This window comes from Vibrio sp. KUL78, assembly GCF_059725505.1.
Genome location: NZ_AP045838.1, coordinates 925484 through 945669, shown reverse-complemented (window position 1 = coordinate 945669; position 20186 = coordinate 925484). Strand labels below are relative to the sequence as shown.

Sequence of the window (20186 nt, the reverse complement as noted above, 5' to 3'; positions counted from 1 at the left end):
CTTGAGAACTGACAGAGAAAAGCAGCTCCCTCGAAGGGAGCTGTTTATTTTTACTGTTGAGTAATTGTTGATGTATTGCCACTACCCATAATCGTACTGTGTGCAATGTGATTATCACCTGCTTGTGTGATAACACTAACGTTATTGTCTCCCCAAACAGTTGCAGTTGCTGCGTTAAAACTGCCTACTTGTGAGATCATAAAGTCCGCGTCACCAGCACTGTTTCCGTTGCCCATTACGGTAACTAACAGCGAGTTTTCACTACCATGTTGTTTTGTCTCAATGGTGTTTTCGTCACCCAATGCTCCCGCCAATGCGATGTTATTTGAGCCGTATTTTTGCTCAACGGATAGTTCATTTTTATTACCGGCAACGCCAATCATTGCAGTCGAGTCCGTTAGCTCCAATCCATTTACGTAGCCTTGCTGTATTTTGGACTTGTTTTCGTTACCCGTTTGGTCAATCAATGCGACTAGGTTAGAGCCTCTCATCTGATTAATCGTAGCATTAGTCTTGTCACCAACGTTCGTAATCGTAGCACTAGATGCACCTGTAACACTTGCTTGGTCGATAGTCATTAAAGCGCGACCTTCAGTATTAATACTTGCAAGAGCGTTTGCTGTATTGTTTCTTTGGGTAATTCTGGCTTGGCCTGCTGCAGTAACTTGAACGATTGTTGCTTCGTTATAACCCGCAGTTGAGCTTTGGTTAATGATGGCTCGACGTTTTTTCAGATAGTTTGGAGCAGTGTCTACCTGAGTTTGAGTAATAGTGGCCTCTGAGTAGTCACCATTCTGTTTGATGTCTGCAAACGCGCTGTCATCACCAGTTTGAGAAATTACAGATGAACTCTCTGAAGCTTTAATCACAATACTGGCTGTGCTGCTAGCCAGTGTCGATTGGCTTGTCGAACCGCTAGAGTTATCACCTGTTATTTCAATGGTAGAGGTCGATGCGGTTGCCATACCTGTCATTGCCAATGTCAGAACGACTGACGCTGCTACTTTAGAATAATTCATTATTTCTTCCTTAAAATACCTAATAAAAAGATCTCTATTCAGATAGGCGCCTTAAGCCCACAAAATGAATCTGCAGAGTGGTTCATTTTGCCAAGTAGCCTATCTAACCTAATAGCTGGTGACGTCAACCGCCATTGAACTGGATACGTCCATGATGATGGCTTTTGGCGCACTACCTGCTTGTTCAATTCCCACGTTTGCTTTTGGTCCAGCCAATATGACGGCTGAATGACCATTACCTAGCTGTGAAACACTAACTTTGCTGTGATGCCTCCCCTTCATATTTTTTTGTGTTACGAACACAAAGTTCTCGTTTCCGTCCTGTAGTAACAGGGCGGTATTATTTACTCCCTTTTGCAATAATAGGGCGGTGTTGTCATCGCCACTTTGTGCTAGATAAGCCTGGTTTTGGCTGCCATCTTGGCTGACCAACACATAATTTCCATTACCGTCAACAGTGATTTCGGCCCAGTTTGTACCCCAGTCATCACTTTCTTGAAAAATGTGCACAGTAGAGCCACTAGAGCTTTCAATATCGACCTCTGAAACGTTAAGCTCGTTAGTCGATGATAAATCTTGTTGTTTCTCTATTTGCTCGATGGAACCAAAAAGGTGAATTCTCGATCCCAGTGCCAAACTTGCCTTCATTTGAAATTGAGCTTGCGAGCGGTATGGCATATCCTTTTAATGGATTCGCACTGACATTGACTGTGGTGACTACGATTAGAAGTGTCCCTATTAAAAAAGCATCGGAACACCTCAAGGCAAATAGTGTCAGAAAATTCGCTAAGCTCTTCATGCCATAACAATGACGCAACCTTGCTGATGTACTATCCATGATCGTTACTCAGTTTTTATTTTTCGGTGTACGTTTTAAACTTTATCTACGTACCTTGGTGTGGGCTGTTACCGCCCATCTGTATCTAAATACTATGTATAAAAAGGTAAAGGCTTTATAAACTATCCCTAGTAATTGCGGGGGATAATTTTAAGTCACTCCGGCTATCTAATTCGGATTACTGGGCGTTATATGGTTTAGCGTTGCTTCTCGATAAATAAACGTAAGTTTATTTAGTGTCATATCTGCGTCTGAGGCTATGTTTTTGGGGAGAGCCTGGAGATGGCTAAAGCTGAATGGTGAACCATTATTTATGCTGATGAGTGATGCGACGACTTACATGAATAACACTTTTCTCATTACTGAGAATGTGGATTTAACTACATGAAATTTAAAAAATTAACTTGGTCACATCTATTACTTTGGTCTGCCAGGTTAAAAATCCTCTGTTATACTCTTGAATTAGAATGACTGAACGACCTACATGGAAGGATTTGTTATGTCAGATGATAAGGATATCGCACGCAACGCTATTCTTTTGGCCGGAAACAGCCTGCAATCTAATCTGCTCAAGGATTCCATAGAGCAAAAGGTTGCGCTCACTATACGCTTGGTGTCTCCTGAGACGCTATATAGCCAACGTGATGAAACGCTAGGTAGTGACACGAGTTATATCATTATTGATTACTCTGCGATTGGTAATAGAAACGTAGCCAAGTATTTAGAGGTGTTTGAAGACGTAGAGGGATATACGCAAGAAATCCTGCTCAATGCCCCTTCTAATCTGGCGCATGCTGAAATGCTTAAGTGGCAGAACTTAGTTGGCGTTTTTTACGACACTGATACTATAGAAACCTTGGTCAACGGCTTCGAGCGTATTTTAGCCGGTGAGCTTTGGATGAGTCGTAAGCTTGTCTACGAGTATGTGCATTTTTATCGACGTCGACAGTGCGCGAAAACCAGCCCTTACTACACCAAACTTACCAAGCGTGAGCAGCAGATCATTAAACTGCTTGGCGATGGTGCTTCTAACACAGAGATTGCGGATGCCTTGTTTGTGAGCGAAAACACGGTTAAAGCGCATTTGCATAACGCCTTCAAGAAGATAAAAGTGAAGAATCGCCTGCAGGCGCTACTATGGGTTAAAAACAACGTCGCGACGAGTGAGTTCGTGCCGTAACAACTAATCCTTAGTGTGTTCCCGCGGTAATAATGTAAAGCAGAAGCTGAGCCTATTCGCTTCTGCTTTGTTTATGTTTATCTATTGCTCATTGAATTCACTACAAATACAGTTTCTATTACTTTTGAGCTCCTTTTGTTCAGGAGTTTCAGCGATGAGATGTCTTTTTACTGCCTTTCTTTTAAGCTTGGTGTCTAGCGTTAGTTTGGCTGGTCAATTTCGAGAGGGTATCCATTACCTCGAAATTAATAGGAGTCTACAGTGAGCCCGACGATCATGCTTTTTCACTCTCCTTACTGTGGGCCTTGCGCCATGGTGCATGACCCAATTCTTAAGCTTGCTTCAGACAAAGGTATGGACGTCAAGGAAGTCGTTGTCCCTATTGGAAAGATAGGTAATGACATACAGCAAGGATATGTCGTCGCCAAGCGACAAAATAAAGCCCACGCTTATATCAAGGCGCTTATCCGCCGGATCCACTTTACCAAAGACGAGGCTCCTAGGCATAGAAAGGATGTGTTGGACGTATTGGACGATTGCGGCGTCGATGCGAGCAAGTTCGAAACGCCGAGCCAGTGCATAAAAGACGAAATAGGAGAGCACAACCTTTTGGTCAGTGAATACCGTATTCGCCAAACACCAACGATTATCGTCAATGGTAACAAACAAATTATTTTGCCTTCATTGAAGAATATGGATGAGCTAGAGGCGCTGATCTCTGAGCTTTATCAAGGATGAAAAAACAGGGCCACGGGTAAGTTCCTTTTTCCGCATAGCCCTGTTTGCTGCTTACTCGTTGAGAGCGTGCTCAAGCACTACAGTATTTCCGTGGTCTCGTTTGAATAGCGAGCGATGATAGGATTAGACATCGCGTTTGGGTCTTGGGAGGACCACATGCCTCTTTCCATTCCTTTCACGATAAGATGAATCACTGCAGCGTCGATGGCTGACATAATTGCGATGTTTACAGGCTCGTTGTTACTGTATCCCATCTCAACTTCAAGTAACTCTTTGTAGTCGATAAAACGGAACGCCCCTAAGCCTATTTCATGAGAGGAAATGGTTTTAGACGTGGTGATACTCAGTAAGACTTGTCCACTGCGAACGTCCACCGCTCTGAGGTTTACTGTCACTTGATCCGTTCTGTATTGCCCTGACGCGCCGATGCCTAAGTATTTGGCACCAACACCACCTGTGCGTATGTTGGAGTCATAGGCGACGATGCCTCCCTCGATGACCACGTTGGCGGAGTTGAGCGACGATAAGTCAGCACCGTGATTCGAGATGCTTTTTTCCTTCTTTTGAGCAGCTCTGATTATTTTCCGTTCTGTTAGCAGGTTTTGTAGCCCTTCACGTTCCAAGGGAATAAACCATTGTGAGTCAAGTAAGGAGGTCGTCAGCAACGATGTTCCTCCTTGAGGAACTGCGGTTGAGAAGTTACTGTTTGGCTGGGGCTTGTATTGACCAGTCTGGTCTCTGAAGTCATACACCGAGACTAAAATCTTTCCCGCAGGCTTAGGGAGTGACACGAGATCTGTGTAAGTTGCCCCTCTTGGCATTAGCTTTGGTGTCGCTGAGGTATCTGGAATATCTAGGGAATAAGCACACCCACCCAGCATTGCCGCTAGGCATAGCATAACGAGACCTTTCATAACACTTTCCTTGTAAATTAGAGGTCGGGATTGAGTCCAGAAACACTGATTTCTGTCGATTCACCAGTTAACTTATCGACGATTTGCACCAGTAGAGTGCCAGAATCGTCGACGACATTTAGGAAGAAGTCGTCGGTCTCGAGTTGTCCTGTGTTGCCGTTACCAATATCTGCAAGCAACTGACTGATTAATCGTGACTCCAAGCTCGAGGCTAGTCTGTCCAACGAAGATTCTTCTTCGAAGTCAAACGTGCTGGCATTTGGATCTTCGTAATCATTAATCGCGTTGGCGTGGTTGATCAAAATGGTGCTGTTTAACGGATTTCCCCCAAAGCTTGGGTTGACTGGGGTATAGATAAGTTCCGTTCCAAACGCATACAGCGGCGTCATTATAGCTGCCGCTAACAGGGTAAGTTTCATGGTTGCTTTTGCCATCCCTGACTCCTTAGAATTCATCATGCTCTAAATCGAAAGTGTCTAAATACAGCCTTTCTGCTTGCCAACGGATCATATAATTGCCTACCACTCTAATGGCATCGTTTGCTCTATCTTTTGCTTGTCTTCGACCAGGAGAAAGAGCGGTTCTATATATCACTTGCCTTGAGTGAAACACTTCAATAATACTGCCGGACAATGCTGTGGGTATTTCTTTGACCGAAAGGTTTTCTTGTAAGTCTGGGTACTGATCGTTCAGTTGCTGAGAAAAGAAAAAATAAAAATCCTCACCCAGACGTGTAATCGTTCTATCGACGATGACACCGCTTACTTCGTTATAGTTGTAAAACGGAGAAGCTTCGTGGCTCTCGAGCTTGCCACCATTTTCAAGGGGTGCACTACTCTCCAAACTCTCCGCGGCCACGGTAGAGCTAGTCATAAGTAGCAAGGTTGCAATTGAAGGAAGCAGCTTTTCCATCCCTAATCCCGTTTGAAATCCATTTCCGATACAAGAGAAGCGGTATAACACCGACACCATTAAGATTAATCCACCGAATATGAATCCAAAATAAACTAGAGCACTAGTTATTAGATTAATTTTTTCATACTTGCGATGACCATTTCATAGAAGATATTGCACATCTCATTGAGAACTTAATTTGATAAATCAATTTAAGTTTAGGGTTAATGTCCCCACCAATATTTACTCTTACCAAGGCGCAACAATATTCGACACGTTAACTGGACCTTAAATACATCTTGGGTGTTCATCCAATGTATTTACTCAGTTCATTTCGTAGTCAAACAAACATTGTTGAACGCAAGGAGAGCTTACATGGGATGGTCAAGAAACAGAGGGCAATTGGTGTGGAATGGGGTAATTGGCGCCATTCTAATGGCGTCTACATCATTACCCGTTTCGTCCTCTCCATTAGTGCTGGCACCAAACGGCAGTTTATCGTCGAGTGGCTCTTTTTTACATGGCGTGAGTGAGGACATTGTAAGCGATTATGAGGACCTCGCTTCGTATTCGGGAGACGTAGACAACCTGTCGGAGATAGAGATCGTCAACTCATTTGATTCGGTTGTTATCGTCTCGCAAAAAAGTCACGGACCTGGTGCAGGGAATCGGTCGAGAGTAAGGCAAGAAGGAGTGAGTAATACCGCTTTAGTAGGACAAAAGGGTAATAACAACGTGGCGTATATCAACCAAGAGGGTGATAACAACGCTGCTGCTGTTGGGCAAATAGGGTTTAACGGAGAAGCGCTGGTCAATCAACAAGGTGACAACAATCTAGCGTTGCTAGGGCAGGCCAACTTCTCAGGCTCCTCCAACAGGCTAAGCATCAATCAGCAAAATGACAACAATATAGCGCTTGTTGTTGCTGGAGGTGGTGCCAATCTCGGTATTTCGCAAGACGGTGGCGATGCAGCCATCATCAATGCGTCGAGTGCCATGAGAGTTTATATAAACCAAGCGAATTGAGTGGTAGCTGCGCGGTTTAGAAAGAGTTTCTCGCAAGAGAAAAACTGTCGACAAGGAAAGAAAAAAAGGAAATAGGTGTGATTATGAAAAAGTTAGTTTTGTGTATAGGTTTGGCATTGGCTTCTACTACGGCTTTGGCGAATGGTCCTGCAACGGGTAAAGAAGTCAACTTCGGTGGCTACGGTCAACTGGCCAATCAAGGTCAAGACAACAACAGTGTGGTGCTACAAGCCAATGACCAAGGAACTACGGTCACGGTAACGCAGGGTGAACTCGGCGTGTTTGACGGTAACCGTTCCGCAGTCGATATTCGCTTGCAAAGCCCAGGTAACAATAATGATGTGGCGATTACACAGTCTGGTAATTTCAGCTTCAATGACTCTTTGGTTAAAATCGCAGGCAAAACTGGTGGCGCAGATGTCGATATCATGCAGACAGGTCACGCTAACGACTCTGTTGTGTACATGGCACACGATGAAGACAACTCAACTGTTTCAGTTACGCAAAACGGGGTAGATAACTGGTCTCGTGTTCGTTCTACTAATAAGAGTAAAGGTAACGAGACGACTGTAGTACAGAATGGCTTACAACAAGACTCTGAAGTTTGGTTTGATGCGGCATCATCTAACAACAGAGTAGATGTTAAACAGGGTAAGAATACCTCTCGCTTCGACAACACGTCGATCGTGTCTCTGCGCGCTGCTAGTTCAGACAACGAAATCAGTGTGAACCAAAAAGGCAACCGCAACGACTCTAAAGTTTACCTACATTCATCCACTAACAATATGGTAGACGTAACACAAACGTGGGATGATGCATCGTATGTTGCTCAAACAAACTCTCACAATACGTCAGTGACAGTGACTCAGTACTAATCTCCTATGAGCCTCTATATGAAAAAGGTTACCCTTTGGGTAACCTTTTTACTTTGTTCGACTTTCGCTGATGCCAATAACCTCGGTGAGTACATGAAATGTTACAAAGACGGGCCATTTTTCGTGGTTGAGCTCAGCGTAGGAGACAATGAAGCGCTAAGGATTCAAGTTCTGACGAGCGGCTCCTCCGTATTAACATCGAGTCAAAACGGTGGCGTGTCGAGTTTTTATCTTCAACGAGATGCCTTTCCCTTGACTGTCATAAATAAGGTTGATGAAGAGGTATTTGTTGTAGACGAATACTGTAATATTTCACCAAAATAAAAACCCTCCGCTTCGTTAGAAGGGAGGGTTTTTCAGCAAGCAAAGATGCTTAAAACTGTTATGAAGGCTTATACACCCGCTTCTTTATACAAACGGCGGCAAGCTTTGCCATCGCTGTGGAATAGGTGACAACGGTGAGCTGGAATACCAATCTCAAACTTATCACCAACTTCAACAGAAAGCGTATCAGGCTGACGGTAGATAACGTCTGCATCTGCGCTTTCAAGGTTTAGATAAACCTGAGTTTCGTTACCTAGCTTCTCAACGATCATGACTTCGCCACCGACTTTCGCATCGCCTTCTTCCGCCGATACCAAGTGCTCTGGACGCACGCCCATAGACATACGGTCGCCTTTGTTAACGGTTGTGCCGTCAACAGGAATCCAGAAAGAGTCGCCATCAGCAAGCTGAACTTTAACGCGCTCTGCTTCTACTTCTTCGATGAATACGCTCATGAAGTTCATCTTAGGTGAACCAATGAAGCCAGCAACGAAACGGTTATCAGGGTAGTGGTAAAGCTCAAGAGGCTTACCAACCTGCGCAACGTAGCCTGCGTCTAGAACAACAATCTTGTCTGCCATTGTCATCGCTTCCACCTGATCGTGTGTTACGTAGATCATGGTGCAGCCAAGCTGGCGTTGAAGTTTCGTGATTTGCGAACGCATGTTTACACGAAGCGCAGCATCTAGGTTAGATAGTGGTTCGTCTAGTAGGAATACGTTTGGCTGAGAGACTAGAGTGCGGCCGATAGCTACACGCTGACGCTGACCACCAGAAAGTGCTTTTGGTTGACGCTCTAGCAGGTGGCCAAGCTGCAGGATTTCTGCGGCGTGCTCAACACGACGATCAATTTCTTTTTTGTCTGCTTTAGCAAGCTTAAGGCCAAATGACATGTTGTCATATAGGTTAAGGTGAGGGTAAAGAGCGTAAGACTGGAATACCATGCCCACACCGCGCTTCGATGGCTCAACATCGTTCATGCGCTCGTCACCAATATACAAATCACCGGACGTGATGTCTTCTAAACCCGCGATACAACGTAGTAGAGTTGATTTACCACAACCTGATGGACCAACGAAGACAACAAATTCGCCTTCATTGATTTCTAGGTCGACATTCTTGGAGATCAGTACGTCACCGTACGCTTTACTAACATTTTTTAACGTGACACTCGCCATGTAGCTCGTCCTCGATTCATTTTTCTTTCCGTCGGTCATTATAGAGATAATTCGACAGGTAATAATAGTAGGAAATTGGTCAGTGTGTGACTCCAGCAACATGGCTGAAGCGTTAGGACTGTTTTGCTTATGATATTAGGGTTTTATGTTCCTTCGTTAGTGCAAATTGTCCTAGATGGAAAGAAAAAAGGGTGGCGCTGTACGATTTGGCGCCACCCTCAAAGCCAAGACTTCGCTAGTATCCCCCGACACAAATTGAAAACCTCCCCCGTAAAATAAATTACCACTAGTACTTCAATTTATGACTACTTGGCGAGCCCGGCGATGAAAACCCAGTATACGTTCCTTGTAGAAACTGATAGAGACAAGCTCTTACTGGTAAAGGGTTCTTACCATCCACTCTTGGATGACTGCAGTTTCCTTGATTGAGGTCGCTCGGACATCCTCCTGACAAAAATAATTATGGGGGTAGTAGAAAAGGAGGAGGAGGATAGGGGGGTAGAAATGACGTGTGAGATCTTGGTCAAAAATTTGCGCCTGATAATAGTGAATTCTGTCACAAGTGCAGATTGTTTTGTGATGTTGATCTATAGTCTTGAGCGATTGAGGTCACGGAAATCAACGCTTGTAGCGAGGGCGTAGAGAGTAGGATGATGAGAGCTTGCTGTATTTTTTAGATGATACTCGTCGAAACTTGGGAAATCCTCTGGATGAACCTCTGGATGAACCTGCGATCAAAACTATAAAAAGGATATAAACATGAAAAAAGCCCTAAGCACTGTAGCTCTAGGTACCCTAGTAGCTCTAGGTTCTTTTGGTGCAAACGCTGCTATCGAAGAAGGACAACTTACCATTTGGATTAATGGTGACAAAGGTTACAACGGTCTTGCAGAAGTAGGTAAAAAGTTCGAAGAAGACACAGGCATCAAAGTGACAGTTGCTCACCCAGATGGTCTTGAAGCTCGCTTCCCTCAAGTTGCAGCGACTGGTGATGGTCCTGATATCATTTTCTGGGCACACGACCGTTTCGGTGAGTATGCTCAAGCAGGTTTGCTAGCTGAGGTTAAACCTTCTAAAGAAACTAAAGAAGGCATCGTTGATTTCGCATGGGACGCAGTTAAGTACGACGGCAAAATCATCGGTTACCCAGTAGCAGTTGAATCTCTATCTCTAATCTACAACAAAGATTTGGTTCCAAACCCACCTAAGACTTGGGAAGAAGTTGAAGCATTGAACGCAAAACTTGCTAAAGATGGCAAGACTGCAATCATGTGGAACCTAAAAGAACCGTACTTCACATGGCCTCTAATGGCTGCTGACGGCGGCTATGCATTCAAATACAACGGTGGTAGCTACGACGTTAAAGACGCAGGTATCGCTAAAGAAGGTGTGAAGGACGCGCTTAGCTTTGTTAAAGGTCTAGTAGACAAAGGCGTTATCTCTGCAGACATGGACTACTCAGTATCTGAGTCTGCGTTCAACCAAGGTAAGACTGCAATGACTATCAATGGTCCATGGTCTTGGGCGAACATCGAGAAGTCTGGCATCAACTACGGTGTTGCTACGCTTCCTAAGTTCAACGGTCAAGCTTCTAAGCCTTTCGTTGGCGTACTAACAGCAGGTATCAGCACTGCGTCACCTAACCGTGACCTAGCGGTTGAGTTCCTAGAGAACTACCTACTAACTAACGACGGTCTACGTGAAGTGAACAACGACAAGCCACTAGGCGCAGTTGCTCTAACTTCATTCCAAGACGAGCTAGGTTCTGATGCACGTATCGCAGCGACAATGGACAACGCGATGAACGGTGAAATCATGCCTAACGTTCCACAAATGAGCGCATTCTGGGCTTCTGCTAAGAACGCTATCATCAACGTAGTTGACGGTCGCCAATCAGTTGACGCAGCAGTTGCTGATGCTGAAAAGCAAATGACTAAGTAATTTTCTAGAACTACCCTTTAAGGAGGGGGCAACCCCTCCTTCTTTTATTTTTTGTATTATCGCTAGCAGGTCCTTTTATGCAGTCAGTTCAAGGTACAGATGCCATGTCAGCTGAAACTAGTACAGTTCCAAGCAGCAAGAAAGTATTCATCAAGTGGGGACTTCTTGGCTCAGTGGGACTTATCAATGGTTACGCGACTATTCTTATGTATTCCCGTGGTGAGCTTGCATTCGCATTGCTTACTGTGATTCTTACCGCTCTGGCACTTTATATTTTCGGCAGTAAGAAAACGTACGCGCACCGTTATATCTATCCAGGTATTGCGGGTATGATCCTTTTTATTCTTTTCCCTTTGGCGTACACGGTAGGCCTAGCCTTCACGAACTACAGCGCGAAGAACCAACTCTCTTTGGAAAGAACTCAAAACGTTCTGATGCAACGCACTTTCCAAACTGGTGAGAGCTTCTCGTTTGATCTTTATAAGACAGAAAACGGTCACCGCATCTATGTGAAAGACGGTGAACAGCTGCTCGCTACACCTGAATTTGATATCTCTAGCCCATCAGCTGATTACGACCTATCGGCGGTAGATACTCAGGCTGGTGATAAGGAACAGATCAAAACGATCATTCAAAACCGTTCTACTTTAAACACGATTGATCTGCATATGCCGAGTGGTGAAGACATTCGTATGAGTGGCCTTCGTAAGTTCGCATCGGTACAGCCGCTTTATACGTTTGTTGAAGGCACTGATGACCTACGCGACAACAAGACTGGCGATCTACTACGTCCAAATATGGAAGTAGGTTTTTACCAACCAGTGAATGACAGTGGTGAGTTTGTTGGTAACACAGTCTCTCCTGGCTTCATTGTAGGTATTGGTACACATAACTTTGAACGTGTTTGGAAAGACGACGGTATCAAAGAACCATTCATCAGCATCTTCATCTGGACAATCGTATTCTCTGCAGTGAGCGTCGCTCTAACGGTACTGATTGGTCTTATCCTGGCGAGTGTTGTTCAATGGGAAGCACTACGCGGTCGCGCTGTTTATCGTGTACTACTGATTCTTCCATACGCGGTACCAGCATTTATCTCGATTCTAATCTTTAAGGGTTTGTTCAACCAAAGCTTTGGTGAAGTGAACATGCTACTTGAAGGTCTATTTGGCATTAGCCCGAACTGGTTCTCTGATCCACTGATGGCTAAAGTGATGATTCTTATCGTGAACACTTGGCTAGGTTTCCCTTACATGATGATTCTATGTATGGGTATGCTTAAAGCGATTCCTGATGACCTGTATGAAGCGTCAGCAATCGATGGTTCAAACTTTGTTTCGAACTTCACTAAGATCACAATGCCGCTGATGATTAAGCCGCTTACTCCGCTACTGATTGCTAGTTTCGCGTTTAACTTCAACAACTTCGTACTGATTGCCCTTCTAACGAACGGTGGTCCTAACATGATTGGTACTTCTGAGCCAGCGGGTTACACCGACCTATTGGTTAACTACACGTACCGTATCGCGTTTGAAGGTTCTGGTGGTCAAGACTTCGGTCTAGCGAGTGCAATCGCAACACTGATCTTCCTACTAGTAGGTGCACTAGCACTACTTAACCTACGCGTCACGAAAGTAGCTCAAGACTAAGGAGGCCTAAAATGGCAATGGTACAAGGTAAGTCATTAAAATACCGCGTTTGGGCAACACACATCGCTATGTGGGCTTTCCTATCGCTGATTATTTTCCCACTACTGATGATTATCGCGATCTCATTCCGTGAAGGTAACTTTGCGACAGGTAGCCTAATCCCAGAGAACCCATCGCTAGAACACTGGAAACTAGCACTAGGTTTCTCGGTAACGAACGCAGACGGCTCAGTAACACCGCCTCCGTTCCCAGTACTAACTTGGTTGTGGAACTCAATTAAAGTTGCGGGTATTTCATCAATCTTGATTGTATGTCTATCAACAACGTCTGCTTACGCGTTTGCTCGTATGCGCTTTAAAGGTAAGTCAACCATCCTAAAAGCGATGATGATTTTCCAGATGTTCCCAGCGGTACTAGCACTGGTAGCGATTTACGCATTGTTCGACAAACTAGGTCAGTACATTCCGTTCCTAGGGTTGAATACACACGGCGGTCTGATTTTCTCTTACTTGGGGGGTATTGCACTTCACGTATGGACAATCAAAGGCTACTTCGAAACGATTGATGGCTCTCTAGAAGAAGCTGCAGCACTTGATGGTGCAACGCCATGGCAAGCATTCCGCCTAGTTCTTCTGCCACTATCAGTGCCAATTCTAGCGGTTGTATTTATTCTGTCGTTCATCATGGTTGTTGGTGAAGTACCGGTAGCATCACTACTACTTTCTGATGTAAACTCGTACACACTAGCGGTTGGTATGCAGCAGTACTTGTACCCTCAGAACTACCTATGGGGTGACTTCGCGGCAGCGGCAGTACTATCAGCACTACCTATCACAGTCGTATTCCTACTCGCACAGCGTTGGCTGGTTGGTGGTTTGACCGCCGGCGGTGTCAAAGGATAAAAACGATAAGGGTGACCGCAAGGTCACCCATTTTTTTGTCTTGTTTAACACCTATTGGTTTGGCCGCCGACAAGTTAAATAAGCAACACTGGTGTTACGTATAGCTGGCTGTTAAACGGATTCCTTACTATCACGACTAACAGTTCTTGTAACCGACGCCCGAGCATTCGCTCGGGCTTCTTCTTTTCTACACCTAGATGACTTTTCCCACTTGTTACTTGATGATGACGTTGACGTAATTGTCGCCTTGTCTGCGGTAGTAATGTCCATCCACACGTGCATAGGTGAAGTTGCCGATTTTTATGTACGTCGTGTGCCTCGGCATTTTTTTGTAGTGGTAGTGTCGATGCTTTGGGCGCTTCTTAGGGGAAGGGTGGTACTTCTTAACGACTACGACTTCCTTGTGGGGTTTTCCTTTATGTTTATGTTTGTGCTTGTGGTGTCCTTGAGGGTGTGCCGAAGCATTAAGGCTCACTAGACCAACGAGAATGGCTACCACTGCAGAAAGTTTTAATTTGGACATTATTCGCGTCTCTAATAGGTTCTTGGAGTGAACAATGTAGATCCCTAGGGTCATAGTCCTGTTACCCGACGGTTAGCGACCGTACGGGAATCGCAAAGAAATCCCCAACTTTGTCAGGATGTTACCTTTTGATACTTTTGTTTTTATGTGGAAAACGAATTGTTCCTAAGCTGACCTAACGTAGGAATGTGATAAGTGATGTCACCGTTTGCACTAACTTTGAGCAAACGGTGTGTCCGCCATAGGAATGGTCATATAGCTGTGTTATAAGAATTAACACAATAGTAATAGTTACTGCGTTTGGAAAGGATGACCAAATGATAAAAATCAATGAATCCAGAGCATTAATAATTTCAGCGGTAGGTGCCGGTATTCTCGCGCTTTGGGGCGGTATTATGGCCTCTATTTCGGGTTCTAGTGCCATCTTATTAGATGCTTCGTTTAACCTGCTTTCAGCTGTGGTATCGTTCGCCTCATTGCGTATCGCGAAGCTTACAGAGTCTGGCACGTCAAGACATTATCCCATCGGCTTCTTTGCGTTTGAGCCGCTAATTGTGGTGATTAAAGGCATAACGATACTGATTTTGATCGCGTTTGCGGTGGGCAGTAATATTCCTGTGATCCTTGCTGGTGGTAGAGAGCCCGCATTGGGTCTAATGGCCGTCTACGTGTTCCCTGCAGTGATTCTATGTGCACTTCTTTATTGGGCGTGCCACATAGGCCACAAGCAGTCTAACTCAGATATCCTCAAGGCAGAGAAGAATGCTTGGTTTATCAATGGTGTGATATCCGGTGCTATCGGTGTCGCATTGGTGCTGGTGATTATTATCCAAGAGACGTCGTTTGGATGGGTTGGGCGTTACATCGACCAAATCTTAGTGGTGCTGTTCAGTCTCGCGTTTATCAGTGACCCGATTAAACTCATAAAGAATGGTATGCGAGAGCTTACTCTAGCCATGCCTCCAATTGAGCACACTAAACCGATCTACCGCAGCTTAAAAGGCTTGGCACAAGAATACGAGATTGAGATTGTCGATATTTTCATTACCAAGTTGGGTAGAAAAACTTGGGTATCGATATACGTTGATCCGAAGCGAGAGTCGATGACGTTTAAGAGCTACGAGCGCTTTGTGGAAGATGTTAGTTGTAAGGTCGATAAGCCTTATACGGTGACCGAAGTGGATGTCATTCTGAAACGCTCACCCACTACAGAAGATAGCGCTAACCTAGTTCACGGCTAGAGGGCGCACACCCTACGTACTGGAGTAAGACATATAAGCTTTCTTGCTCCAGTGCGACTCTCTGAAATAAATCAGCAAATACATCATCACCACCAAAGCAAGCATTGATGTAGTGGTTGATCTCTTCTCTTTGATACCCCTCGACATACATGGTTCTAATCCATTGATATTCAACAGACTTTAAGTTGGTCAATGTGGTTTCACTTAAGGTGATGTCGCTAAGGGTCAAGTCGAGCTCCTGTCTCTTACTAAAATAGGAGTTGCGATTACATCAAACTTTAATGAAAGAAAGATGACAATCGAGTGACCTTACAGGGAATTTACATTTGTGTACGCGATATCAGCGTTGGACTTCAGAAGTTCAATCAACTCATCCACGTTTCGCTTCGCTTCCCCTTGTTTGGTGTAGATACCAATGTTTCCGATCTTTTCATCATCGAGGTGAATGGCAACTAAATCGTGTCTCGTTAGCCACTCTTGTGCTCTATGACTATATGGCATCACCGCTTGGGTTATATGAAGCATATCAATACTCGCCATTACTGAATACACGTCATAGATAATACGTTCGTCCAGCAGTTCATCGTGCGGCAGGCCATTCAATAAAACGGATTGATGCCTAGGATGGTTTGGAGTGACTCTGAGTAGAGGATAATCGCTAATCACACCGTTATTAGTGATGCCAGTGGCGAGGGGATGGCGATTTGAAACATAGAGCGCTTCGAAGTCTTGAAATAAAGGTTGGAACGCGACGCGACAGGATTCGGACAAGTCTGAAACCTCATGACCTATAAATAAATCTATATCACCCTGGATCAAGTGATGCAGTAAAGAGAGATTGTTGCCAAACTCAAGATGAAAAGAACTTGCTGGATGTATCGCTTGATAGTCCATCACTGAGCGCTTAACGAACCCTTCCCACCATACTTCACCAGTACCAATTTTCACCTTACCAAACTGCCGCTGCTGCATATCATTAAACTGGTGTTTTAGCGCAAAGTAATGCTCTTGCTGTTCTTGAGCAAACTCGCGAAACTTAAGACCATAAGCCGTCAGCTCCACACCTTTTGAGAGACGGTTGAAAAGTGGTGCTCCCATCTCGCTTTCTAGCTTTTTGATCGCCGCGGTGAGTGAGGGTTGGCTAATGTAGAGTTCATCAGAGGCACGTTTGATATTGCCGTGTTTTGCTACCGCTAAGAAGTACTTTATCGATTTATTTAGTGCCATGGCATCGAAAGCTCTGCTATATAAAAAAACTATAGGATTATACGAAGATTCTATTTTTAATCCCAGCGTGAACTTCGTAAAGTGGTGGAAAATCAATATTAGTAAAGGATCGGTTCATGGAACAAAAATGGTGGCATGACTCTGTGGTCTATCAAATCTACCCGCGAAGCTTTTGCGATTCCAACGGTGATGGCATTGGTGACCTAAATGGTATTCGCTCAAAGCTCGATTATTTGGCAGGTTTGGGCGTCGATGTTCTTTGGTTGTCGCCTGTCTATCAGTCACCGATGGATGATAACGGCTACGATATTTCTAATTATCAAGCCATTGCCCCTGAGTTTGGCTCTATGCAGGATATGGAAGCACTGATCGAGGAAGCTAAACAAAAGAATATTCGTATCGTGATGGACCTTGTTGTTAACCACACATCCGATGAACATTCTTGGTTTCAACAAGCGTGTGAGTCAAAAGACTCGCCATATCGCGATTACTATGTCTGGCGAGATGCAAAGTCTGACGGCAGCGCGCCTAGCGATTTGGAATCCATATTCGGTGGTAGCGCATGGGAGTGGCACGAGCCGACTCAGCAGTACTATCTTCACTTGTTCTCCAAAAAACAGCCTGATCTAAACTGGGAAAACTCAAAGGTCCACGATGAAGTTCATCAAATGATGAACTGGTGGATAGAGAAGGGGATTGGTGGTTTTAGACTCGATGTTATCGATCTCATTGGTAAAGATATCGACAAGGGCATCACAGGCAATGGACCGCGCCTACACCCACTCCTTCAGAAAATGAACCAAGCGACGTTTGGTGATAAGGACTTGCTGACAGTAGGAGAAACTTGGGGCGCAACGCCGGAGATAGCCAAATTATACAGCGCACCCGAACGAGGTGAGCTGTCAATGGTGTTCCAGTTTGAACATATCACCTTAACTTGGAAAGACGGGGATAAATGGCAGCCTGCTAAGTTAGATTTAAGGGCTTTTAAGGAAGTACTAACGAAGTGGCAACTAGAGCTCAAGGATACGGGCTGGAATTCATTATTCTGGAATAACCATGATCTTCCTCGTGCAGTGTCGAAGTATGGCGATGATGGAGAGCATCGTGTTAAGTCTGCGAAAATGCTGGCTACCGTTTTGCATTGCCTTAAAGGTACTCCATATATCTATCAAGGTGAAGAGATTGGTATGACCAACGCAAACTTTGAGCATCTTGAGCAATACCGAGATATCGAGTCGCTGAACTTTTATAAGGTCAAGACAGACGCAGGTATCAGTCATGACGAGATGATGCAAGCGCTGCAAGAAAATGGTCGAGACAATGCCCGTACGCCTATGCAGTGGTCTACAGAGCCGCAAGCTGGCTTTACAAAAGGTACGCCGTGGATTGAGGTGAATCCAAACTACACAGAGGTGAATGTGGAGAAGGATTTAGCTTCCGACGACTCAATTTACCAGTACTATAAAGCGTTAATTTCTCTTCGTAAGCAGCACAAGTCCATAGTGTATGGAGAGTTTCGTCCTCTACTAGAAGAGCATGAAGACGTGTTTGTTTATTTACGTCATCTTGGTGAAGAGCGTTTATTAGTTGTTGCTAACTTCAGCAGTGAAAATCACCAGGTAGATCTGAGCCAATATAACGAATTTACCCAAAATATCTTACTCTCAAATGGACGTGGTAAGCTTGAAAACCTCGATAGTTTAATGTTGCAGCCATATGATGCGATGGTCATTCAGTTAACCTAACTATGTGGATAAGCGCTAAAAAAAGCAAAAGGCGAACTAAATACTTAGTTCGCCTTTTGCTTTGCGCTTTGTCTGAAACTAGAACGAGCGATCACCTTCTTTATCTAGCTCAATCTCAATTTCTAGCTCATGGTAGTAGGGGTCATAGGAGCAATCACCAATCTCATTTCTAGGGCATACGTGTTCTGTGTTTCTCTCAATCATAGGGGTATTACACATTGGGCAAGTACGGTCCATATTAGTTCTCCTATATTCAACTAACACTGATGCTATCGCGCTAGGTGACGGACACATCAGCTCTTTTTACGCGCTCGATCCTCAGAGGATCGTTTGACGGTATCTTTGTGTATAGCCAGTATTTTGGGTTAATTCCATGTCGGTTTTGTGAATCCAGAGCAGAGTGTGATCTTCCATTTACAATTAAATGTTCACTATGAAAGAAGTGACAACGTCAAGATGTTGTTCTCACGTGGTTTTTGCGTAGATGCTTCTAACTAGGGCGAGGCTTTGCCAACTTTCCATTAATATATTTGCTAACAACTTCGCTATTTGCAGATAGAAAAAAATTGCAGATAGAAAAAAGCCCACTTGCTAGTGTGGGCAAAACCATTTAGGTCCAAACTATGGTGAAGGTTACTTCACTAACTGTTTCTCTGCTGTGGCCAAAGCGGCTTTGACCGTTTGACGGCCGGTGAGAGCGTTCTCAATGGCTGCGCCCTCTGACATCCAGAACGTCATCATTTGCGGTAAGGCTGGCATGATTTCACCGTTTTCGGCGTTAATCATGGTAGAATGGATCCTGTCATCGGATTCTAATGATTGTTGGAATGACTTGAGAGTGACAGCACCCAGAGGTTTATCGTTGTTGATGGTCTCTAAAGCATCATCAGTAAACAAATAGTTCTCAATGAACTCGACCGCCAAATCTTCATTTGGACTCGCGGAGCTGATACCCGCACTTAAAATACCAACAAATGGGTTGGACTTATGGCCATCCAAAGTAGGGAAGGCAGCCACACCATAATTAATACCTGCTTTGTCGAGGTTGCCCCATGACCAAGGTCCGTTGATGGTCATTGCGACTTGACCTTTAACGAACGATGACTCGGCGTTGGCGTAGTCCATTCCAGGGTCGAATACGCCATGCTGCTTCATATCTAATAGGAATGCCAAGTTTTCTTGCGCTTGTTGGTTGTTGATGCCAATGTCATTTGCATCATGACCATCTGCAGTTTTCGCGAATGAGTAGGTGCCTGCTGAAACAATTGGCCAGGTGAAGTAGGCGTTTTTCACATCCCACATCATAGTACCTTTGCCTTGCGCTGCCATTTTGGCGTGAATTTCTGGCAGCTCTTCCCATGTGCTTGGAGGCTCTGGCAATAGGTCTTTGTTGTAGATAAGTGAGATAGCCTCAATGGCGAGAGGATAGCCAATCAATTTACCTTTGTAATTGACGGCATCCCAGCTAAAGTCGACCAGTTTCTCCTGAAACTCTTTGCTTGGATTTACTTCACGGAGTAAGCCGGATTCCGCATAGCCTCCAAATCTGTCATGAGCCCAGAAAATAATATCGGGGCCATCGCCAGTAGCCGCCACTTGTTGAAAACGAGCTTCCAGAGACTCAGGAAACTGAACACTGACCTTGATGCCGGTATCTTCTTCAAACTGACGGCCGACTTCTGCGAGTCCTTCATAGCCTTTATCACTGTTGATCCAGATAAGCAGTTCACCTTCGGTGACCGCGAGTGCGGGCGTAGCCATTGACGTTGTTAGTGCTAAAGCAGTTAAGGATGTTTTTAGTGTTTTCATTATGACTATCCTGTCCATTTGCATTGGACCCAGAATAGTCTGATGTTGGAGGAAGAGAAAATAGGCTAAGTTTATAGTGGTATAGTTTATTTCTATTTCACCTGATTGCTTTGTGATCTGAGTTACCTAAATGACGTGCCGCAGCATTTAAGCTTAGGCA

General features: G+C 44.6%; 21 protein-coding genes. 10 read left to right on the top strand and 11 right to left on the bottom strand.

The features are described 5' to 3' along the window. Nucleotides 1–50: 50 nt before the first annotated feature. On the bottom strand, nt 51–1019 hold the full coding sequence (locus AC6I8Y_RS20860) for a hypothetical protein (protein WP_498022986.1): 969 nt from the start codon (nt 1017–1019) through the stop codon (nt 51–53). Between the two features lie 108 nt (nt 1020–1127). Continuing rightward, a complete protein-coding gene (locus AC6I8Y_RS20855; RefSeq protein WP_498022985.1) occupies nt 1128–1667 on the bottom strand; it encodes a hypothetical protein in 540 nt (179 codons plus the stop codon). 689 nt (nt 1668–2356) lie between these two features. On the opposite strand from AC6I8Y_RS20855, the gene AC6I8Y_RS20850 reads away from it, so the two are divergent. Then, a complete protein-coding gene (locus AC6I8Y_RS20850; RefSeq protein ID WP_234496364.1) occupies nt 2357–3037 on the top strand; it encodes a LuxR C-terminal-related transcriptional regulator in 681 nt (226 codons plus the stop codon). A gap of 261 nt (nt 3038–3298) precedes the next feature. After that, nucleotides 3299–3775, top strand: coding sequence for a DsbA family protein (locus AC6I8Y_RS20845; protein ID WP_498022984.1), 477 nt, complete (start codon nt 3299–3301; stop codon nt 3773–3775). Between the two features lie 77 nt (nt 3776–3852). Here AC6I8Y_RS20845 and AC6I8Y_RS20840 read toward each other — a convergent pair whose 3' ends face one another. The 3 genes from AC6I8Y_RS20840 to AC6I8Y_RS20830 are packed head-to-tail and all read right to left on the bottom strand — an operon-like array spanning nt 3853 to nt 5562. Beyond that, nucleotides 3853–4689 (bottom strand): CsgG/HfaB family protein, encoded by an 837-nt coding sequence (locus AC6I8Y_RS20840; RefSeq protein ID WP_234496365.1) that lies wholly within the window; start codon nt 4687–4689, stop codon nt 3853–3855. A gap of 17 nt (nt 4690–4706) precedes the next feature. Continuing rightward, nucleotides 4707–5108 carry a curli assembly protein CsgF gene (locus AC6I8Y_RS20835; protein WP_498019600.1) on the bottom strand — a complete coding sequence of 134 codons (402 nt, stop codon included), beginning with the start codon at nt 5106–5108 and terminating at the stop codon, nt 4707–4709. Between the two features lie 25 nt (nt 5109–5133). After that, nucleotides 5134–5562, bottom strand: a complete 429-nt coding sequence (locus tag AC6I8Y_RS20830) for a curli production assembly/transport protein CsgE (protein ID WP_234497828.1) — start codon at nt 5560–5562, stop codon at nt 5134–5136. A 396-nt stretch (nt 5563–5958) separates the two neighbouring features. Between AC6I8Y_RS20830 and AC6I8Y_RS20825 the strand changes: the two genes are divergently transcribed. The 3 genes from AC6I8Y_RS20825 to AC6I8Y_RS20815 all read left to right on the top strand — a co-directional run bounded on the left by AC6I8Y_RS20825 (nt 5959) and on the right by AC6I8Y_RS20815 (nt 7808). Further along, nucleotides 5959–6609: a curlin subunit CsgB gene (locus tag AC6I8Y_RS20825; protein ID WP_498022983.1), complete on the top strand. Its 651-nt coding sequence runs from the start codon at nt 5959–5961 to the stop codon at nt 6607–6609. An 83-nt stretch (nt 6610–6692) separates the two neighbouring features. After that, entirely contained in the window at nt 6693–7484 is a 792-nt protein-coding gene (locus tag AC6I8Y_RS20820) for a hypothetical protein (protein WP_498022982.1), read from the top strand. A gap of 18 nt (nt 7485–7502) precedes the next feature. Then, nucleotides 7503–7808 (top strand): hypothetical protein, encoded by a 306-nt coding sequence (locus AC6I8Y_RS20815; RefSeq protein WP_498022980.1) that lies wholly within the window; start codon nt 7503–7505, stop codon nt 7806–7808. Nucleotides 7809–7876: 68 nt separating this feature from the next. Here AC6I8Y_RS20815 and malK read toward each other — a convergent pair whose 3' ends face one another. Next, a complete protein-coding gene (gene malK / locus AC6I8Y_RS20810; protein WP_498022978.1) occupies nt 7877–8986 on the bottom strand; it encodes a maltose/maltodextrin ABC transporter ATP-binding protein MalK in 1110 nt (369 codons plus the stop codon). Between the two features lie 759 nt (nt 8987–9745). Between malK and malE (AC6I8Y_RS20805) the strand changes: the two genes are divergently transcribed. From malE (AC6I8Y_RS20805) to malG, 3 genes are all read left to right on the top strand, one after another. Then, entirely contained in the window at nt 9746–10927 is a 1182-nt protein-coding gene (malE, locus tag AC6I8Y_RS20805; RefSeq protein WP_234496370.1) for a maltose/maltodextrin ABC transporter substrate-binding protein MalE, read from the top strand. A gap of 77 nt (nt 10928–11004) precedes the next feature. Next, nucleotides 11005–12576 carry a maltose ABC transporter permease MalF gene (gene malF / locus AC6I8Y_RS20800; protein ID WP_394149200.1) on the top strand — a complete coding sequence of 524 codons (1572 nt, stop codon included), beginning with the start codon at nt 11005–11007 and terminating at the stop codon, nt 12574–12576. Between the two features lie 11 nt (nt 12577–12587). Next, nucleotides 12588–13478, top strand: coding sequence for a maltose ABC transporter permease MalG (malG, locus tag AC6I8Y_RS20795; protein ID WP_042469972.1), 891 nt, complete (start codon nt 12588–12590; stop codon nt 13476–13478). Between the two features lie 214 nt (nt 13479–13692). Here the strand turns inward: malG and AC6I8Y_RS20790 are convergent, their stop codons facing one another. Further along, a complete protein-coding gene (locus AC6I8Y_RS20790; protein ID WP_234496372.1) occupies nt 13693–14001 on the bottom strand; it encodes a VPA0510 family protein in 309 nt (102 codons plus the stop codon). 317 nt (nt 14002–14318) lie between these two features. On the opposite strand from AC6I8Y_RS20790, the gene AC6I8Y_RS20785 reads away from it, so the two are divergent. Beyond that, nucleotides 14319–15242: a cation efflux transmembrane domain-containing protein gene (locus AC6I8Y_RS20785; RefSeq protein ID WP_128650111.1), complete on the top strand. Its 924-nt coding sequence runs from the start codon at nt 14319–14321 to the stop codon at nt 15240–15242. Here the strand turns inward: AC6I8Y_RS20785 and AC6I8Y_RS20780 are convergent. After that, nucleotides 15223–15471, bottom strand: coding sequence for a hypothetical protein (locus AC6I8Y_RS20780; RefSeq protein ID WP_128650112.1), 249 nt, complete (start codon nt 15469–15471; stop codon nt 15223–15225). The two genes, AC6I8Y_RS20785 and AC6I8Y_RS20780, sit on opposite strands and share 20 nt — an antisense overlap. An 80-nt stretch (nt 15472–15551) precedes the next feature. After that, nucleotides 15552–16469 carry a LysR family transcriptional regulator gene (locus AC6I8Y_RS20775; RefSeq protein WP_498022976.1) on the bottom strand — a complete coding sequence of 306 codons (918 nt, stop codon included), beginning with the start codon at nt 16467–16469 and terminating at the stop codon, nt 15552–15554. A 116-nt stretch (nt 16470–16585) separates the two neighbouring features. Between AC6I8Y_RS20775 and AC6I8Y_RS20770 the strand changes: the two genes are divergently transcribed. Next, complete coding sequence (locus tag AC6I8Y_RS20770) at nt 16586–18217, top strand: glycoside hydrolase family 13 protein (protein WP_498022975.1); 1632 nt, start codon at nt 16586–16588, stop codon at nt 18215–18217. A gap of 78 nt (nt 18218–18295) precedes the next feature. On the opposite strand, the gene AC6I8Y_RS20765 is transcribed toward AC6I8Y_RS20770, so the two are convergent. Continuing rightward, complete coding sequence (locus AC6I8Y_RS20765; protein WP_197058645.1) at nt 18296–18454, bottom strand: hypothetical protein; 159 nt, start codon at nt 18452–18454, stop codon at nt 18296–18298. Between the two features lie 396 nt (nt 18455–18850). After that, nucleotides 18851–20026: a maltose/maltodextrin ABC transporter substrate-binding protein MalE gene (gene malE / locus AC6I8Y_RS20760; protein WP_498022973.1), complete on the bottom strand. Its 1176-nt coding sequence runs from the start codon at nt 20024–20026 to the stop codon at nt 18851–18853. Nucleotides 20027–20186: the final 160 nt, after the last annotated feature.

Coding starts and splice junctions, on each gene's coding strand:
- AC6I8Y_RS20840 (WP_234496365.1), bottom strand. CDS start 4,689: ATGAAAGGTCTCGTTATGCTATGCCTAGCGGCAATGCTGGGTGGGTGT.
- malE (WP_498022973.1), bottom strand. CDS start 20,026: ATGAAAACACTAAAAACATCCTTAACTGCTTTAGCACTAACAACGTCA.
- AC6I8Y_RS20775 (WP_498022976.1), bottom strand. CDS start 16,469: ATGGCACTAAATAAATCGATAAAGTACTTCTTAGCGGTAGCAAAACAC.
- AC6I8Y_RS20820 (WP_498022982.1), top strand. CDS start 6,693: ATGAAAAAGTTAGTTTTGTGTATAGGTTTGGCATTGGCTTCTACTACG.
- AC6I8Y_RS20790 (WP_234496372.1), bottom strand. CDS start 14,001: ATGTCCAAATTAAAACTTTCTGCAGTGGTAGCCATTCTCGTTGGTCTA.
- malF (WP_394149200.1), top strand. CDS start 11,005: ATGCAGTCAGTTCAAGGTACAGATGCCATGTCAGCTGAAACTAGTACA.
- AC6I8Y_RS20765 (WP_197058645.1), bottom strand. CDS start 18,454: ATGGACCGTACTTGCCCAATGTGTAATACCCCTATGATTGAGAGAAAC.
- malG (WP_042469972.1), top strand. CDS start 12,588: ATGGCAATGGTACAAGGTAAGTCATTAAAATACCGCGTTTGGGCAACA.
- AC6I8Y_RS20850 (WP_234496364.1), top strand. CDS start 2,357: ATGTCAGATGATAAGGATATCGCACGCAACGCTATTCTTTTGGCCGGA.
- AC6I8Y_RS20830 (WP_234497828.1), bottom strand. CDS start 5,562: ATGACTAGCTCTACCGTGGCCGCGGAGAGTTTGGAGAGTAGTGCACCC.
- AC6I8Y_RS20825 (WP_498022983.1), top strand. CDS start 5,959: ATGGGATGGTCAAGAAACAGAGGGCAATTGGTGTGGAATGGGGTAATT.
- AC6I8Y_RS20855 (WP_498022985.1), bottom strand. CDS start 1,667: ATGAAGGCAAGTTTGGCACTGGGATCGAGAATTCACCTTTTTGGTTCC.
- malK (WP_498022978.1), bottom strand. CDS start 8,986: ATGGCGAGTGTCACGTTAAAAAATGTTAGTAAAGCGTACGGTGACGTA.
- AC6I8Y_RS20770 (WP_498022975.1), top strand. CDS start 16,586: ATGGAACAAAAATGGTGGCATGACTCTGTGGTCTATCAAATCTACCCG.
- AC6I8Y_RS20860 (WP_498022986.1), bottom strand. CDS start 1,019: ATGAATTATTCTAAAGTAGCAGCGTCAGTCGTTCTGACATTGGCAATG.
- AC6I8Y_RS20785 (WP_128650111.1), top strand. CDS start 14,319: ATGATAAAAATCAATGAATCCAGAGCATTAATAATTTCAGCGGTAGGT.
- AC6I8Y_RS20835 (WP_498019600.1), bottom strand. CDS start 5,108: ATGAAACTTACCCTGTTAGCGGCAGCTATAATGACGCCGCTGTATGCG.
- AC6I8Y_RS20815 (WP_498022980.1), top strand. CDS start 7,503: ATGAAAAAGGTTACCCTTTGGGTAACCTTTTTACTTTGTTCGACTTTC.
- malE (WP_234496370.1), top strand. CDS start 9,746: ATGAAAAAAGCCCTAAGCACTGTAGCTCTAGGTACCCTAGTAGCTCTA.